The following is a 16,062-nucleotide window of genomic DNA, read 5'->3' as shown; positions in this document are numbered from 1 at the left end:
GCCCCGCAAGCGAATTAGGGGCGGCGCGGCCTTGCTGCCGGGGTGGTCAGTCCTTGCGTCCGGTGGCGGCGATGCTGACGCCGAGCCCGATCATGGTGAGGCCGCCGACGCCGCCGACGGCGGAGAGGCGCCGAGGCGAGTGCGCGAACCAGCTGCGCGCGGTGGCCGCGGCCAGACCCCACACGCTGTCGGAGGCCAGGGCGATGGCGTTGAAGACCAGGCCGAGCAGCAGCATCTGCAGCATGACGTGCCCTTGCTCGCGGTCGACGAACTGCGGCAGCACGGCGGCGAAGAAGACGATGGTCTTGGGGTTGGCCACACCGACGGCAAACCCTTCCCACAAGGTACGGAGTCCACTGTGGGAAGGGGCCTCACCGGTGAACGCGGCGTACAGCGAACCGCGTTGGCGAAACGCCTTGACCCCCAGGTACACCAGGTACGCGGCGCCAAGGAGCTTCAGCGCCGTGAACACGACGACCGAGCGCTCCACGACGGTGCCGACCCCGAGGGCGACGGCGACCACGAGCACGTACGCGCCGATCGTGTTCCCCACCACCGAGGTCAGCGCGGCCCGGCGCCCCTGCGCCAGCGCCCGCCCGATCACGAACAGGACGCTGGGCCCGGGGATCACGATGAGCAGAAACGACATGGCCGCGAAGGCGAGTATCCGGTCGGAGGACATCATGATGCTCATGGCACCACGGGGGCGGTGCGGCCCGGTACTGCTTTTCCGCTCCGTCCCGCCGAGCGGCTGCCAGGGCCCTAGCCCTTGGGCGCGGCCTGCTGTACGACCTCGAACGACCATACGGCGGCACTGCTCGACGCGGGCTTGGGACGCTCTCCGCCGGCTGCGGCGCCGCCCTGGTGCGCGGCCTTCATCGGGCCCTCCATCCACGCCTGGAAGGACTCCTCGTCACGCCAGCGCGTGTAGACGAGGTAGTCGTCGGTCCCTTCGATGGGGCGGAGCAGTTCGAACCACTCGAAACCGTCCGAGTTCTCGACGGCGCCGGCGCGGGACGCGAAGCGCTTCTCCAGGGTTTCCCGCTGCTCGGCGGGAACGGTCAGCACGTTGATCTTGACGATGCTCATGGGGCCATCCTGCCGCAGGGGTGCCGCGGATTGCGGGGGCGGGGTGTCGCGTCGGCTGTGTCTACTGGGTCCTCTGCGGCTACTGCGTTGCGGACGTTGGGTTGTCGGGTGGGGCCGGGCGGTCGGTGAAGGCCTAGCTTCTGTCCGGGTGGCGGTTGCGCCAGGCTTGGGCTGTCTCTTCCACGTCGAACGGCTTCAGGCCCAGGGGAGGGCCCGGGGGTGGCAGGCGCAGAGCCTCGGTGATCTTGGCGTTGAGGGCTGTCACCAGGCGGCGGGCCGCTTGTTCGGAAGGGGCGTCCGGCGCCGCAGCCAGGACGTCCTCGGCCTCCTTGCGCAGGGCGAGCGTCGGGGGGAGGTGGGAGAGGCCCTCGCGGGCCATCTTCTGCTTGATCCACCACTGTTCGTCGTGCGACGTGGTGTTCAGGCCGGTCGGCAGCGGCTTGCCGCGGCCCTTCAGGGTGGCGAAGTCGCCCCGCTCCTCGGCCTCGCGGATTTGTTTGTCGATCCACGACTCGAAGCTGACCTCAGGTGGTTTCCGTTCAGTCATGCGTCCATTGTTCCAGGCGACCGTGCGGTCACGTGAGGTGCGCCATAGGATGCGGCGGCGCGGGGGCGTGTGCGGCCGTCGCGCTTTCTGGACGCCGAGAGCTGGGGGAGCGTACGTGCTGGAGCTGACCATGGCCTCGTTGGCCGGGGCGGACGAGGGGGCGACCGCGGGCATGCTCATGGCCGACGCCCCGAGCGCGCCGGGTTCCGTGCTGCGGGTGGGGCGCGATCGCGGCGTGTGCCGTCTCGTGCCGCCGGATGACTGGCTGTTCGTCTCGCGCACGCATCTGGAGTTCCGCTGCGGGCCCGACGGGGCCTGGACCGTGACGTGGGTGCGCGGGTCGCACCCCGAGCCCGCCTCGGAGGTGCGGCTCAGCGTGGGCGGGGTGCCGGCGCCCCTTGCGTACGGAGGGACGGCTCCGCTGCCCAGGGACGGGTCCGGCGACGTCGTCATCCAGGACCGGGCCGGGCCTCGCAGCGTGAATGTCGGGTTTTATGTGGAGGGTTGAGGTCGGATGGTGGGCCGGCCGGCTGGTGGCGGGTGAGGCTCAGTCCAGTACTCGGGCCAGGGCCAGGCCGTCGTAGCCCTTCGTGCCCACCGTCTGCAGGGCCGTGCCGGTCAACTTCGGGTGGTCGGCGATGAGTTGCAGCGCCTCGCGTGTGCCCTGCACGCCGGGGTCCGTGCTGTCCGCGTCGACCACCGCGCCGCTCCGTACGACGTTGTCGACGACGATGAGGCTGCCGGGGCGGGTGAGCTTGAGCGACCACTCCACGTAGTGCGGGTTGTTGGCCTTGTCCGCGTCGATGAAGACCAGGTCGAAGGGGGCCGCCCCCTCGGCCACGAGCGCGGCGAGCGAGTCGAGTGCCGGGCCCACCCGGACCTCGGTGAGCTTGTCGAGGCCGGCGCGGGCGAGGTTGCCGCGGGCCACGTCGGCGTGGACCGGGGAGTACTCCAGAGTGATCAGGTGGCCGTCCGCGGGCAGGGCGCGGGCCAGCCAGATGGTGCTGTAGCCGCCGAGGGTGCCGATCTCCAGGATGCGGTGCGCGCCCTGGATCTGGGCGAGGAGCTGGAGCAGCTTGCCCTGGTTCGGCGCGACGCTGATCTGCGGCAGACCGGCGGCGTCGCTGTCGTGCAGGGCCTCGGCCAGTGCCTCGTCGGCGGGCGCGAGCAGATCGGTGAAGTAGGTGTCCACCGCGGACCATTGCTGCTGGGGCATGGGGGCCTTTCCAAGGCAATCGGCATTCGTTAGGTTCGCTAACGATGTTAGTGGGGGTGGGGCCGATTGTCAGTGGGGACTCGCAGGCGGCCCAAGCCGGCCCGCAGCCCCGCCCCCACCCACCGCGAAGCTCGGCCTAAACCAGCCCCCGCCTCGCCGCGTCCGTCGAACTCCCCTCGACCGCCGGCCCCGACCCCGGCAACGGGCGCCCCGCGCTTTCCGTCATGAACCAGACCGCGATGCCGCCCACCACGGCCGCCGCCATCATGTAGTACGCGGGCATCATCATGTTCCCCGTCGCTCCGATCAGTGCCGTCACCACCAGCGGGGTCGTGCCGCCGAAGATCGACACGGAGATGTTGAAGCCGATCGACAAGGAGCCGTAGCGGACCTTCGTCGGGAACAGGGCCGGAAGCGTTGACGGCATCGATGCCGTGAAGCAGACCAGGAGCAGGCCCAGTGCCGCCATGCCGAGGCCGATCGCCCAGAGCGAGCCCTGGCGGATCAGGAGCAGGGCGGGGACGGACAGGAGCAGGAAGCCCGCGCAGCCCGCCGCGATCACGGGGCGGCGGCCCACCCGGTCGGTCAGCGCGCCCGCGAACGGCTGGACGCACATCATCAGCGCCATCACGGCGAGCACGACAAGGAGCCCGTGCGTCTCGTCGTACTTCAGCTCGCTCGTCAGATAGCTCGGCATGTACGAGAGCAGCATGTAGTCCGTGACGTTGAAGACCAGGACCAGGCCCATGCACAGGAGCAGCGCCTTCCACTGGCCCGCGACCATGTCGCGCAGCCGCACCTTCGGGCGGGACTGCTCGTCCTTGTGTGCCTTGGCGAGCTCCGCGGCGAACGCCGGGGTCTCCTCCAGCTTCATCCGCAGGTACAGGCCGATCAGACCCATCGGGCCCGCGATCAGGAACGGGATGCGCCAGCCCCAGGAGAGGAGGTCATCCGTGGAGAGGAGGGCCGTCATCAGGGTCACCAGGCCCGCGCCGCCGATGTAGCCCGCGAGGGTGCCGAACTCCAGCCAGCTGCCGAGGAAGCCCCGCTTCTTGTCGGGCGCGTACTCGGCGATGAAGGTGGAGGCGCCCGCGTACTCGCCGCCCGTCGAGAAGCCCTGCACCAGGCGGGCGAGGAGCAGCAGGACCGGGGCGCCCACGCCGATCGTCGCGTACGACGGGATCAGGCCGATCGCGAACGTGCCCGCCGCCATCATGATCATGGTGAGGGCGAGGATCTTCTGGCGGCCGATGCGGTCACCGAGCGGGCCGAAGACCATGCCGCCCAGCGGGCGGATCAGGAACGCCGCCGCGAAGGCGCCGAAGGTGGAGAGCAGCTGGGCCGTGGGGTTGCCCGAGGGGAAGAAGACCTTGCCGAGCGTCACGGCGATGTAGCTGTAGACGCCGAAGTCGAACCACTCCATCGCGTTGCCGAGTGCCGCCGCCTTCACTGCCCGCTTGACCAGCACCGGGTCGACGACCGTGACCTCCGGCCGGGCGTCCGGCCGGGCGCCTGAGGGAGCGGGGCCGGACGGAGGGGCCTGCGTGCGCGAGGTCTGCGGGGGAACGGGTGCGACGGAAGCGGCTGCCGGCAAGGGTTCGCTCGCCTGCCTCTCGGTTGACGACAAGGACAGAGCCGCCCATCGAGGGGCGGCCCGCAATCGACCATAGGTGTAGACGGCACCATTACGTTCGGTGTCCGGTCGGCCGCGTACTGTCCGGAATGTGGCGCTATGCAGGGCGAATGGATCAACCTTCGGCGGTGGCCGAAAGGCGTACTTGTGATCTATGTCGCGGCGCACGCGAGGAACCGCGCGCAGGGGGCCGGGTCGTTGTCTCATGGATATGAGGTGGACGGTCTGTAAAGGCCTGGTCGTTGCCCTGGTCGTCGCACTGGCTGTCGGCCCGGTCGTCGGCCCGGCCGACAACCGGACAAAACAGGCTGGTTGGGAAGTCTGCGCAAAAGCCGGTAGAAAGCGGTGTGGCTGCCAGGTGAAATGGGGGCGTCGCGCGTCTCACCAAGGGGCGCGAGCCCTTCGGGTCCGACCGCACACCTCGGGGCCGACGGAGAACTCTCGGGACCGACCGGACGTTGGGACCGAAAAGAGACGACGAGCGGGCGGGAGGGCCGACGGGGCGTGGCGAATGTCGAGCACGGAGGACCGGGAAATGCCTTTGGGACGGGGGGACCCGGTGCACCGACGACGCGGATCGGGGCGGTCCGTGTCGCCCTCTGGCTGATCGCCGCAGTACTCGCGGTACGTCAGGCGGCCGTCGTCCTGCGTACGCCGAAAGGCGAGCGGCTCATCGATCTGGAGACCTGGATCGGCCCGGACGGCGTCCTGCATGTGAACGGCTCCTTCTACGACGCGGACAAGTTCACCGGCACCCCCTTCGCGGGACTCGTGCTCAAACCGTTCTCCCGCGCGGCCGAGCAGGCGCTCGGCTGGGGCTGGACGTTCGGCACGCTGATCCTGGTCGTGATCCTCGGCCTCGTCGCCGCCCGCGCCCTGCCCCAGCCCGTCTCCCGGCGCACCTCGCTGCTCGCCGCGCCCGTCGCGATCTGCCTCCTGATGCTGTCGCTCCCGGTGCGCAACACCCTGTACCTGGGCCAGACCAGCATCTTCCCCGTGCTCCTCGTCCTGCTCGGGTGCTTCGCGGTCCGCGGGGAACGCGCCAGCGGCGTCCTCATCGGCATTGGGGCCGCGCTCCAGCCCACGCTGCTGCTCTTCGCCGCCCTCTTCTGGTTCACCGGCCGCAGGCGGGCCACCGCGTCCACCGGCGCCACCTTCCTCGCCATCACCGCGCTCGCCTGGGCCGCGATGCCGCACGACTCGTGGACGTACTGGATACACCACATCGCGGGCGCGGGCCTCGGCGCGAGTCCGGCCGGTCTCGCCAACCAGTCGCTGCACGGCGCCCTGCTCCGGTTCGGCCTCGAAGGGCCGCTGGAGATCGGGCTTTACGTGGTCCTGGGCGCGGCCGTCGTCTGGTTCGGCGTGCGCCGGGCCGTGCGCTACGCCAAGGACGGGCAGCTGCTGCTCGCCGTCGCGATCACCGGCTGTGTCGCCGTCGCCGTGTCCCCGACGACCTGGCAGCACCAGCTCCTGTGGGTGCTGCTCGCGGTGGTCGGCCGGGCCGGCAAAAAGCAGTCCGACCGGTACATGTGGCCCGTCGCCGTCGTCCTCGTCTCGACGCTGCCGGCGAAGATGATGCTGCCGAACATGCCGGTCGTGGAGCCCATCCGCGACAACGTCGTCCTGATCGCCGCGCTCGCCGCCGCCACGGTCGTGCCCTTCCTTTCCCGCACGGACCCGCGGTACCAGGCCCCCATCCCCACCGACTACGCCAGGCCCGCGCCGGCGCGCTGGAGCTGGGTGCCGCTGCTGCCGTTCTGGCGGCGGGTCACCACCCGGCCGAACCTCCTGCTCGAACTGCTCCTGATCCGCGTCGGCTACTCCGCCTACCAGCAGGCACGCCTCGCCGCGACGGGCGGCACCAACTCGGGCGGACGGGCCACCGCCGAGCAGCACGGCGAGCAGGTCCACGCCATCGAGCAGTTCCTGCGGATCGACATCGAGCACTGGGTCAACCACGCGGTGGTGAAGGTCAGTTGGCTCGAGGAGTTCTTCAACTTCTACTACACCTCGTTCCACTTCGTGGTGCCGCTGACCGTCCTCGGCGTGCTCTACGTCCGGCGCCCCGCCGACTACCGCTGGGCGCGCTCGGCCCTCGGCTTCGCCACGCTCCTCGCGCTCGTCGGGTTCTGGCTCTACCCGCTGGCCCCGCCGCGCCTGATGCCCGAGCTCGGCTTCATCGACACGGTGCACGGCGTGCAGGACTTCACCCAGCCGGACTACGGCACGCTGACCGCGCTCACCAACCAGTACGCGGCGATGCCCTCGCTGCACTTCGGCTGGTCGCTGTGGTGTGGCGTGGTGATCGTGCTCCTCGCGCCGAAGTGGTGGATGAAGGCGCTCGGCCTGCTGCATCCGCTGTGCACGGTCGCCGCGATCGTCGCCACCGGCAATCACTGGGTCCTGGACGCGGTGGGCGGCGCGGCCGTCGTCGGCGCGGGCTTCGGCATCGGCTACCTTCTCGCCGGGCCCCGGGTGGGCAGGAACCTGGAGGTGGCGACGGGCACGGAGCCGGTCATCGACATGACGAAGGACTCGGCGAAGGACCGTACCCCGAGCTGATCGTGTACGTGCCCGGTGCGGACACCGTCAGCCGGGTGAACTCGCCGTGCCGCTCCAGGCAGGCCCCCTCGGCCCGGAGCCACGGCGAGTACACCAGGCGCAGCGTCACCGGCCCGCGCGTGGGCACGCGCACCACCATGGCCGACCCGGTGGACTTCACGACGGCCGCCGGCTTCGACACCATCGGCACCGCGTTCTTCACCCGAAACACCCGCCAGTGCGCGTCTCGCCACACCGGTTCGAGCCACTTGGGGCCACTGGCGACCAGGGCCGCCTCGTCCTCGGCGAAGCCGTCCGGCTTGCCCGACGGCAGCACCACATAGCCGACCGCCCACTTGTCGAGCCACGCCCGGTAGGTGGTGGCCGAGAACGACCCGTCGTAGAAGAGGCGCCCGCGCTCGATGTCGAGCTGCCGGTTCCAGCCGCGCGCCATGTTCACGTACGGCGCCAGGGCCGTGGCCTCGCGGTGATTGCGGGCCGGGACCACCTCCACGCGGCCCCGGTCGGCGCCGAGCCGCTCCAGCTCCCGTACCACGCCGTCCGTGTCGGCGGCCCACTTCGGCACGGCCGTCGACACCGTCAGATCGTCCGCGGTCTTCTGGCCGACCCAGGCCGAGGAGAGGATGAGCGCGACCGTGAGCACGACGCGGCGCGCGCGGGCCAGGCCGGGCATCAGGAGAGCGCCGAGCAGCGCGGCGGGCGCGAGCAGCTCGGCCAGGCGCTCCACGTTCGTGCCGATCGGGGACGGGATGAGGTAGGTCAGGACCGTCCCGGCCGCGTACACCGCGGCTCCCCACCGCAGCACGCGCCACTCGCGCGGAGCCGCCACGATGAGCGCGAGGCTGAAGAGCACGGGCGGGAAGATCCGGTCGAACGGCATCAAGTGCTCGCCGGAGAAGGGGAAGAGCGCGGTGGTGATCCCGACGACCAGCACCGGCGGCACCATCAGGGCCGCGGCCCGCCCCCAGTCGCGTACGAGGAAATAGGCGGCGCCCGCCACCACGAGGAAGAGTCCCGCCACCGGGCTGGACATGGTCGCGAGCGCCGCGCACACCACGGCGGCCCCCACCCGCCGCTCCCGGACGAGCACCAGGCACGCCGCGAACCCGAAGGCGATGCCGAGCGCGAACGTCGTGCGCCCCGACGCCACGTTGCACCACACCGCGAGCGAGGCGAGCACCGCGGGCCACAGCGGGCGCCGCATCCCGGTGCGTTCGACGAGCGCGGCGACCAGCCAGGCACCGGCGACACCCGACACCACCGTCACGGTCTTCACGCCCACGGCGGCCATCAAGTAGGGCGAGATCAAGCTGTAGTTGGCGGTGTGCATGCCGCCGTACCAGAACAAGCCGTACGCGGCGGCCCCGTGCTCCGAGGCGAACCGCGCCCACGCCTCCTGAGCCGCCAGGTCGCCGCCACCGGTGGCGAGGAACGCGGCCCACACCGCGTACAGCGGAAGCGTGGGCAGCGTGGCGAGGAGCGGAATCCGGTGCCGTCGGCAGAAGGCGCGGAGGGAGGTCTTCCGCTCATTGGGTGTGCTGCCCGACGGCGCGACGGAGAGACCTGCGGAGACCACGGCGACCGTTTCCGTTCGAAGTCTTGGAGAGGCAAGGTTCACTTCTCAAGACGCGTCGCGCAACGGAAACGTTGGCTTCGGCGGAAAAAGATCCCGGGGAAGCCCGGGGGAGGCAGGAGCAGGGCGTGGGTGGAGTTGCTCCTGCCTCCCTGGCGGCGGGTCAGCCGGTGCTGACCTGCAGTTCCTTGACGCCGTTCAGCCAGGCCGAGCGGAGCCTGCGGGGGTCGGAGACAAGGCGGAGGTCGGGCAGCGCGTCCGCGATCGCGTTGAAGATGAGGTTGATCTCCAGGACCGCGAGCGACTTGCCGAGGCAGAAGTGCGGGCCTCCGCCGCCGAATCCGAGGTGCGGGTTCGGGTCGCGGGTGATGTCGAACGTCATCGGGTCGTCGAAGACCTCGGGGTCGTTGTTGGCCGAGGAGTAGAAGATGCCGACGCGGTCGCCCTGCTTGATCTTCGCGTCGCCGATCTCGGTGTCCTGGGTCGCGGTGCGCTGGAAGGAGACGACGGGGGTGGCCCAGCGCACGATCTCCTCGGCGGTGGTCTCGGGGCGCTCGCGCTTGAAGAGTTCCCACTGCTCCGGGTGGGTGAGGAAGGCGTGCATGCCGTGGGTGATGGCGTTGCGGGTCGTCTCGTTGCCGGCCACCGCGAGCAGGATGACGAAGAAGCCGAACTCGTCGGAGGAGAGGTTGCCCTCGTCCTCGGCGGCCACCAGCTGGCTGACGATGTCCTTGGCCGGGCACTCCTTGCGTGCCGCGGCGAGGTTCATCGCGTACGAGACGATCTCCATGGCCGCCTCGGCGCCGACCTCCTCGGTGATCGCGTACTCCGGGTCGTCGTAGGCCGCCATCTTGTTGGACCAGTCGAAGATCTTCGTCCGGTCGTCCTGCGGCACGCCGATGAGCTCGGCGATCGCCTGGAGGGGAAGTTCCACGGCGACGTTCGTGACGAAGTCGAAGGAGCCGTCGGCCGCGGCGTTCGCCCGGGCCGTCTCGACGATGGAGTCCGCGCGGTGGCGCAGGGCGTCCTCCAGGGAGCGTATGGCGCGGGGGGTGAAGCCGCGCTGCACGATCTGGCGGACCCGGGTGTGCTCGGGCGGGTCCATGTTCAGCATGATCAGCTTCTGGACCTCGATCTGGTCGCGGCTGATCGTCTCGTTGAACCGGATGACCGCGGTGTTGAGGTTGGAGGAGAACAACTCCGGGTGTGTGGACACGTATTTGACGTCCGCGTGCCGGGTGACCGCCCAGTAGCCCGAGTCGTCGAAGCCCGATATGCGGGGTGGCTGGGCGATCCAGCGCACCGGTTCCGTCTGGCGCAGCTGGGCGAACTCCGGGTGGGGCACGCGCTCTTGGAGCAGGTCGGGGTCGGTGAAGTCGAACCCGTCGGGCAGCGCTGGACAGGGCATCGGCAACTCCAGGAGTTCAGTTCTGGCAGCTCTGTAGCTGTCCTGACGGTCCATCAGGAGATGCCCGCAAGGTAGTAACGGGTTCTACAAGTGGCAAGGCCCGCGCAGGGGTCGCTTCCCCAAGCTCTTGAAGAGAGCAGGGGAGGCCCCACTGTGTACGTCCTGCGCAAGGTGCGTGCAAGCCCCTTGCGGTGCCGGGGTCGCGCTCAGCAGACTGCTTGCAGAACTAGAACGCGTACTAGTTCTCCGCGTGGGTGCCGGGACACTCGCGCGGGATGTGGATGGAGAGGACGCCCATGGCCGCGGAACCTGTCATCGTCGAAGCCGTACGCACCCCCATAGGTAAGCGCGGCGGCGCGCTCGCCAATCTCCACCCCGCCTATCTGCTCGGCGAGACCTACCGCGAGCTCCTCGGCCGCACCGGCATCCACGCCGACTGCGTCGAGCAGATCGTGGGCGGCACGGTCACCCACGCCGGGGAGCAGTCCATGAACCCGGCGCGCACGGCCTGGCTCACGATGGGCCTTCCGTACGAGACCGCCGCGACGACGGTGGACTGTCAGTGCGGCTCCTCGCAGCAGGCGAGCCACATGGTCGCCAACATGGTCGCGGCCGGTGTCATCGACGTGGGCATCAGCTGCGGCGTCGAGGCCATGTCACGGGTGCCGCTCGGGTCCGGCTCCAAGCACGGTCCCGGCAAGCCGTTCCCCGAGGAGTGGAACGTCGACCTGCCCAACCAGTTCGAGGCGGCCGAGCGGATCGCCCGCAATCGTGGCCTGACGAGGGAGAACGTCGACTCGCTCGGTCTCATCTCGCAGGAGCGCGCCGCGACCGCCTGGGCCGAGGAACGCTTCAAACGCGAGACGTTCGCCGTCCAGGTCCCGACGACGGAGGAGGAGCAGGCCGCGGGGCAGGGCATGTGGCGCCTCGTCGACCGGGACGAGGGGCTGCGGGACACCACCATGGAGGGCCTCGAGCGGCTCAAGCCGGTGATGCCGACCGCCGTGCACACCGCGGGCAACTCCTCGCAGATCTCGGACGGCGCCGCGGCGATCATGTGGGCGTCGAAGCGGATGGCGCGGGCCCTGAAGCTGCGGCCGCGCGCGCGGATCGTGGCGCAGGCGCTGGTGGGCGCCGATCCGCACTTCCACCTGGACGGCCCGATCGACGCGACGCGGGCGGTGCTCGGCAAGGCGGGGATGTCCCTGAAGGACATCGACCTCGTGGAGATCAACGAGGCCTTCGCGTCGGTGGTGCTGAGCTGGGCGCAGGTCTTCGAGCAGGACCTGGAGAAGGTGAACGTGAACGGGGGCGCGATTGCCATCGGCCACCCGGTCGGGGCGACCGGGGCGCGGCTGATCACCACCGCCCTCCATGAGCTCGAGCGCCGCGACAAGGAGTTCGCGCTGATCACGATGTGCGCGGGCGGGGCTGTCGCCACGGGGACGATCATCCAGCGGCTCTGAGTGATTCCCTGGCATGGGTACGACGAAGGCGGCCACTCCCCGAGAGGGAGTGGACGCCTTCGTGTGTTTCAGGAGTTTCTTGCGGCTCAGTAAGAGCCGTTGGCCTGCCAGTGGTTCCAGGCGCCGACCGGGCTGCCGTAGCGGTCGTTCATGTAGTCGAGGCCCCACTTGATCTGGGTCTCGGGGTTGGTCTTCCAGTCCGAGCCCGCCGACGCCATCTTCGTGGCGGGCAGGGCCTGGACCAGGCCGTAGGCGCCGGAGGAGGCGTTCGTGGCCTTGGGGTTCCAGCCGCTCTCGTGCTCCACGATCTTGCTGAACGCCTTGTACTGAGCGGGGTCCGGGATCATCTTCTTCGCGATCGCCTTGGCCGAGGAAGGCGCCGCGGCGGGAGCGGCGGCCGGAGCCGCGGCCTTCGCCGCCGTGGGGGTGGCGGCCTGGGCCGCGCCCGCGCTGAACACCATGCCGGTCGTGGCGACGGCCACGGCGGCACCGGTGAGGGCCTTCTTCGGGGTGGCGATACGGCGGAGGAGCGTGGCGGACAAAGCGTGGCCTTCCGTGGGGGACATGGTGTCGCGGGCATGCCGTGGGCCACGGGGGTGTGGCTGGAGGAATGCGTCGGCGCCGGGGGCCTTACGACCGGCGGCGCCGTGCGACTCGATCCAGAGAAGCAGGGCTGTCACGTCTCCGCAATGACCCTTTTTACTAGTGGATGTCGCATGTGCGCGAAAGGTCCTTCGTGTGACCTGGCTCTCAATCCGCAGGTCAGCGCGTGTTTTGACGCGTACGCGCCAGCAGGCCACTTCTACGGCCCGCCCTAGTAGAGGACCAAAGTACTGTGGGCCGCCTCACCGCGAAGGGACCCTCCGGGTGACACAGGGCCACCGGCCGCTCACGCTTTCGGGCCCTCGAATGTGGCCTGGGCCTCGAACGCCGCCCGGCGCGTGGCCCGGCGCAGTGCCTTCAGGACGGCGGGGCCGAGGGCGAGGCTCAGCAGCACGGTCACGACGGCGCGGGGGAGGTCCCAGCCCAGCGAGGTCGCCAGACAGTAGGCGATGAAACGGCCGAGGTTGTCGCCGACGGGGTCGCCGGGCACGAAGGAGACGCCGGTCGCGAGGCCGCCGAGGTAGGGCCAGCCCTGCAGATTCATCACGGTCCCGTACAGGACGGACGAGATGGCCCCGTAGGCGGCGAGCAGCCACAGCTCCCCGCGCACGCGCAGGGTGTCGGGGCCCGGCAGCAGTCCCGCCCCCATGCAGACCCACCCCATGGACAGCATCTGGAACGGCATCCACGGACCGACGCCGCCGGTCAGGAGCGCGGAGGCGAACATGGACACCGCGCCGAGCACGAACCCGAACCCGGGCCCGAGGACGCGACCGCTGAGCACCATCAGGAAGAACATCGGCTCGATCCCGGCCGTCCCCGCACCCAGCGGTCGCAGCGCGGCACCGGCCGCGGCGAGCACCCCCAGCATCGCGATGGCCTTCGCGTCGAGACCGACGTCGGCGATGGTCGCCACGACGACGGCGAGCAGGAGCGGAAGGAGCGCCGCGAACAGCCAGGGCGCGTCCTGGGCGTGCGCGCTCAGCCCTGACTCCCCGCCCGCGATCAGCGGCCACCCGAAGGCCACCACGCCGACCGCGCTGACGAGTGCGAGGGCGCCGATCGAGCGCGGCCCCAGGCGGATGGGGCGGGCCTGCCGGGCCAGGGGTGAGCCGCTCACGGGGTACCGCCCCCGGCAGCGAGCGCCTCCCGTACCTCCGTGACCGTCAGCCACTTCTGCGGGGCGAGGATCTTGGTGGTCTGCGGGGCGAAGGAGGGGGAGGAGACCACGATGTCGGAGGTCGGGCCGTCGGCGACGATCTCCCCGTCGGCGAGGATCGCGACCCGGTGGGCCAGTTCCGCGGCCAGCTCCACGTCGTGCGTGGCGAGGACGATCGCGTGGCCGTCGGCGGCGAGGCCGCGCAGGAGCGTGACCAGGCGGGCCTTGGCCGCGTAGTCGAGGCCCCGGGTCGGCTCGTCCAGGAGGAGCAGCGGCGGGCGGGCGGTCAGGACGATCGCCAGGGCCAGGGTGAGGCGCTGGCCCTCGGAGAGGTCGCGGGGGTGGGTGTCGTCCGCGATGCCGGGGAGCAGCCCGGTGACCAGCGCGCGGCAGGTGCCGGGCTCCGCTCCCGCGTCGTGGTCGGCGGCCGTGCACTCGGCGGCCACCGTGTCCGCGTAGAGGAGGTCCCGCGGCTCCTGGGGGACCAGGCCCACATGCCGGATCAGCTCGCGGGGGCCTGTGCGGTGGGGGATCGCGCCGCCGACGCGGACCGAGCCGGCCGCCGGTTCGAGCAGGCCCACCAGGGTGGACAGGAGCGTGGACTTCCCGGCGCCGTTGCGGCCCATCAGGGCCACCGTCTCGCCTGCGGAGACGGTGAGGTCCACGCGGCGCAGGGCCTCCACGCGGCCCCGGCGCACGGCCAGACCCGTGACGCTCGCGGCGGCAGCTTCCGGGGCATCCGTCTTCTTCGTACGCCGGAAGAGGCTCGGGCGGCCCGCCGCCGGACGTACGGCCGTGGCCTCCTCGCGCGATTCGGCCCCCGCCAGCCGCTCCCGCAGCGCGCCGGCCTTCCGCCTGGCGTCCCGCACCGTCAGCGGCAGCGGGGACCAGCCCGCGAGGCGGCCGAGGCCCACCACCGGCGGGTAGACCGGCGATACGGCCATCAGCGAGGCGGGGTCGCCGAGCACGGGCGGCTCGCCCGGCGCCGCGAGCAGCAGCACCTGGTCGGCGTACTGCACGACCCGCTCCAGGCGGTGCTCGGCCATCAGGACCGTCGTGCCCAGGTCGTGCACCAGGCGCTGCAGTACGGCGAGGACCTCTTCGGCGGCGGCCGGGTCGAGGGCCGACGTCGGTTCGTCCAGGACGAGGACCTCGGGGTGCGGCGTGAGCACCGAGCCGATGGCGACGCGCTGCTGCTGGCCGCCGGAGAGCGTGGCGATGGGCCGGTCGCGCAGATCGGCGAGGCCGAGGAGGTCGAGGGTCTCCTCGACGCGGCGGCGCATCACGTCGGGGGCGAGCCCGAGCGACTCCATCCCGTACGCGAGCTCGTCCTCGACCGTGTCCGTCACGAAGTGCGAGAGCGGGTCCTGGCCCACCGTGCCGACGACGTCGGCGAGTTCACGCGGCTTGTGGGTACGGGTGTCGCGTCCCGCCACCGTCACCCGGCCCCGGAGCGTGCCCCCGGTGAAGTGCGGCACGAGCCCGCTCACCGTGCCGAGCAGCGTCGACTTGCCGACCCCGGACGGACCGACGAGAAGCACCAACTCGCCCTCGGGAACGGCGAGATCGACCCCGCGCACGGTGGGGCCCGCGACCCCTTCGTACGTCACGGAGACATCCTCGAAGCGGATCATGAGGGCTCCTTGGTGCGAGCGGGGGCGGAGACAGGGGTGGTGGCGGAGTCGGCCGGCACCGGCGCCACGAAAGCAGGCAGCAGACCGACGAGGACCGCCACCGCGGGCCACAGCGGCAGCGTCGGCGCCGTCAGGGGGACGACTCCCGGGTGCAGGGCCGCCGCGTCGTACGCGGCGGCCCAGAGCGTCAGGCCCGCCACCGCGATGCCCGACCCGGCGACGAGCCAGGCGCGCACGCCCCACGTGTCGGGGCGGTAGCGGGTGCGCACGGAGCGCCGGCCGCCGAGCCGGAGCCCGGCGAGCGCAGCGAGGAGACCGACGCCGAGGACGGGCAGGCCGTACCGCGTGCCGTCCGCGGTGAGCAGGCCGTACGTGCCCACGCAGACACCCATCAGGCCGCCGAGCGTAAGGGCCGCCGTCGCCCTGCGCACCCCGGCCGGAACCGGCGCGCTGCGGCCGAACCCTCGCGCGTCCATCGCGGCGGCCAGCGCGACCGACCGCTCAAGGGCGCCCTCAAGGACCGGGAGCCCCACCTGGAGCAGCCCCCGGATGCCCTTGTCCGCGCGTCCGCGAAGGCGCCGCGCCGAGCGAAGGCGCTGCACATCCATGATCAGATTCGGCGCGAACGTCATCGCGACGACGATGGCGACCCCCACCTCGTACAGCGCGCCCGGCAGCGACTTGAGCAGCCGCGCCGGGCTGGCGAGAGCGTTGGCGGCGCCCACGCAGATGAGGAGACCGGCCAGGCGCACCCCGTCGTAGAGCGCGAAGAGCAGCCCCTCGGCCGTCACCCGGCCCCCGATCCGCACCCCCTTCGCCCAGTCGGGCAGCGGCACTTCGGGGAGCGTCACGATGACGTGCGTGCCGGGGATGGGGGAGCCGAGGACGACGGCGAAGACCAGCCGGATGGCGATCACGACGAGGCCCAGCTTCACGAAGGCGCCGTACGACCGCGCCCACGGGGCCGATGTCCTGCGGGCCGCGACGACATAGCCGGCGACACCGATGAGGAGACCGATCAGCAGGGGGTTGGTGGTGCGCGACGCCGCGACGCCGAGCCCGAGCGCCCACACCCACCAGGCGCCGGGGTGCAGCGCGTTGCTCCGGTGCGCCGCGGGGGCCAGACGCCTCCGCAGCGCACCGGGAGCGGTGCTCGGTTGATCGGTCAT

14 protein-coding genes are annotated in these 16,062 nt (G+C 71.1%); 3 read left to right on the top strand and 11 right to left on the bottom strand.

Annotated elements, in window-relative coordinates:
• Window positions 1-46: 46 nt before the first annotated feature.
• From AB0I66_RS16250 to AB0I66_RS16240, 3 genes are all read right to left on the bottom strand, one after another.
• Window positions 47-685, bottom strand: coding sequence for a LysE family translocator (locus AB0I66_RS16250; protein WP_363208704.1), 639 nt, complete (start codon window positions 683-685; stop codon window positions 47-49).
• A 77-nt stretch (window positions 686-762) separates the two neighbouring features.
• Window positions 763-1,089, bottom strand: a complete 327-nt coding sequence (locus AB0I66_RS16245; RefSeq protein ID WP_363208472.1) for an antibiotic biosynthesis monooxygenase — start codon at window positions 1,087-1,089, stop codon at window positions 763-765.
• A 133-nt stretch (window positions 1,090-1,222) separates the two neighbouring features.
• Window positions 1,223-1,636, bottom strand: a complete 414-nt coding sequence (locus AB0I66_RS16240; protein WP_363208471.1) for a DUF1992 domain-containing protein — start codon at window positions 1,634-1,636, stop codon at window positions 1,223-1,225.
• 115 nt (window positions 1,637-1,751) lie between these two features.
• Here AB0I66_RS16240 and AB0I66_RS16235 point away from each other — a divergent pair, with 115 nt between their 5' ends.
• Window positions 1,752-2,144: a hypothetical protein gene (locus AB0I66_RS16235; protein ID WP_363208470.1), complete on the top strand. Its 393-nt coding sequence runs from the start codon at window positions 1,752-1,754 to the stop codon at window positions 2,142-2,144.
• A 39-nt stretch (window positions 2,145-2,183) separates the two neighbouring features.
• On the opposite strand, the gene AB0I66_RS16230 is transcribed toward AB0I66_RS16235, so the two are convergent.
• Both AB0I66_RS16230 and proP read right to left on the bottom strand, forming a co-directional pair.
• A complete protein-coding gene (locus AB0I66_RS16230; protein WP_363208469.1) occupies window positions 2,184-2,852 on the bottom strand; it encodes an O-methyltransferase in 669 nt (222 codons plus the stop codon).
• 136 nt (window positions 2,853-2,988) lie between these two features.
• The gene (gene proP, locus AB0I66_RS16225; RefSeq protein WP_363208467.1) at window positions 2,989-4,446 is read right to left on the bottom strand and encodes a glycine betaine/L-proline transporter ProP; all 1,458 of its coding nucleotides are present in this window, start codon (window positions 4,444-4,446) and stop codon (window positions 2,989-2,991) included.
• Between the two features lie 543 nt (window positions 4,447-4,989).
• Here proP and AB0I66_RS16220 point away from each other — a divergent pair.
• Complete coding sequence (locus tag AB0I66_RS16220) at window positions 4,990-7,050, top strand: bifunctional glycosyltransferase 87/phosphatase PAP2 family protein (protein ID WP_363208466.1); 2,061 nt, start codon at window positions 4,990-4,992, stop codon at window positions 7,048-7,050.
• On the opposite strand, the gene AB0I66_RS16215 is transcribed toward AB0I66_RS16220, so the two are convergent.
• Together AB0I66_RS16215 and AB0I66_RS16210 are read right to left on the bottom strand one after the other, a co-directional pair.
• Entirely contained in the window at window positions 7,004-8,626 is a 1,623-nt protein-coding gene (locus AB0I66_RS16215; protein ID WP_363208465.1) for a hypothetical protein, read from the bottom strand. The genes AB0I66_RS16220 and AB0I66_RS16215 overlap by 47 nt on opposite strands.
• 160 nt (window positions 8,627-8,786) lie before the next feature.
• On the bottom strand, window positions 8,787-10,031 hold the full coding sequence (locus AB0I66_RS16210; RefSeq protein ID WP_363208464.1) for a cytochrome P450: 1,245 nt from the start codon (window positions 10,029-10,031) through the stop codon (window positions 8,787-8,789).
• A gap of 296 nt (window positions 10,032-10,327) precedes the next feature.
• Between AB0I66_RS16210 and AB0I66_RS16205 the strand changes: the two genes are divergently transcribed.
• Window positions 10,328-11,497, top strand: a complete 1,170-nt coding sequence (locus AB0I66_RS16205; protein ID WP_363208462.1) for a steroid 3-ketoacyl-CoA thiolase — start codon at window positions 10,328-10,330, stop codon at window positions 11,495-11,497.
• An 86-nt stretch (window positions 11,498-11,583) separates the two neighbouring features.
• On the opposite strand, the gene AB0I66_RS16200 is transcribed toward AB0I66_RS16205, so the two are convergent.
• From AB0I66_RS16200 to AB0I66_RS16185, 4 genes are all read right to left on the bottom strand, one after another.
• Window positions 11,584-12,039, bottom strand: coding sequence for a transglycosylase SLT domain-containing protein (locus tag AB0I66_RS16200; RefSeq protein ID WP_363208703.1), 456 nt, complete (start codon window positions 12,037-12,039; stop codon window positions 11,584-11,586).
• Between the two features lie 347 nt (window positions 12,040-12,386).
• Window positions 12,387-13,220, bottom strand: a complete 834-nt coding sequence (locus AB0I66_RS16195) for an ECF transporter S component (protein WP_363208461.1) — start codon at window positions 13,218-13,220, stop codon at window positions 12,387-12,389.
• A complete protein-coding gene (locus tag AB0I66_RS16190) occupies window positions 13,217-14,893 on the bottom strand; it encodes an ATP-binding cassette domain-containing protein (RefSeq protein WP_363208460.1) in 1,677 nt (558 codons plus the stop codon). The genes AB0I66_RS16195 and AB0I66_RS16190 overlap by 4 nt, the downstream gene beginning before the upstream one ends.
• Entirely contained in the window at window positions 14,890-16,062 is a 1,173-nt protein-coding gene (locus AB0I66_RS16185; protein ID WP_363208459.1) for an energy-coupling factor transporter transmembrane component T, read from the bottom strand. Before AB0I66_RS16185 ends, AB0I66_RS16190 begins: the two co-directional genes overlap by 4 nt.

Source organism: Streptomyces sp. NPDC050439 (assembly GCF_040655335.1).
GTDB lineage: Bacteria > Actinomycetota > Actinomycetes > Streptomycetales > Streptomycetaceae > Streptomyces.
Note: the sequence above shows the minus strand (reverse complement) of the source record. Positions and strands in the feature narration are given on the sequence as shown.

Excerpts from the sequence above, each read along its gene's own strand:
- AB0I66_RS16250 (WP_363208704.1), bottom strand. The coding sequence starts at position 685 with ATGATGTCCTCCGACCGGATACTCGCCTTCGCGGCCATGTCGTTTCTG.
- AB0I66_RS16245 (WP_363208472.1), bottom strand. The coding sequence starts at position 1,089 with ATGAGCATCGTCAAGATCAACGTGCTGACCGTTCCCGCCGAGCAGCGG.
- AB0I66_RS16240 (WP_363208471.1), bottom strand. The coding sequence starts at position 1,636 with ATGACTGAACGGAAACCACCTGAGGTCAGCTTCGAGTCGTGGATCGAC.
- AB0I66_RS16230 (WP_363208469.1), bottom strand. The coding sequence starts at position 2,852 with ATGCCCCAGCAGCAATGGTCCGCGGTGGACACCTACTTCACCGATCTG.
- AB0I66_RS16210 (WP_363208464.1), bottom strand. The coding sequence starts at position 10,031 with ATGCCCTGTCCAGCGCTGCCCGACGGGTTCGACTTCACCGACCCCGAC.
- AB0I66_RS16205 (WP_363208462.1), top strand. The coding sequence starts at position 10,328 with ATGGCCGCGGAACCTGTCATCGTCGAAGCCGTACGCACCCCCATAGGT.
- AB0I66_RS16190 (WP_363208460.1), bottom strand. The coding sequence starts at position 14,893 with ATGATCCGCTTCGAGGATGTCTCCGTGACGTACGAAGGGGTCGCGGGC.
- AB0I66_RS16185 (WP_363208459.1), bottom strand. The coding sequence starts at position 16,062 with ATGACCGATCAACCGAGCACCGCTCCCGGTGCGCTGCGGAGGCGTCTG.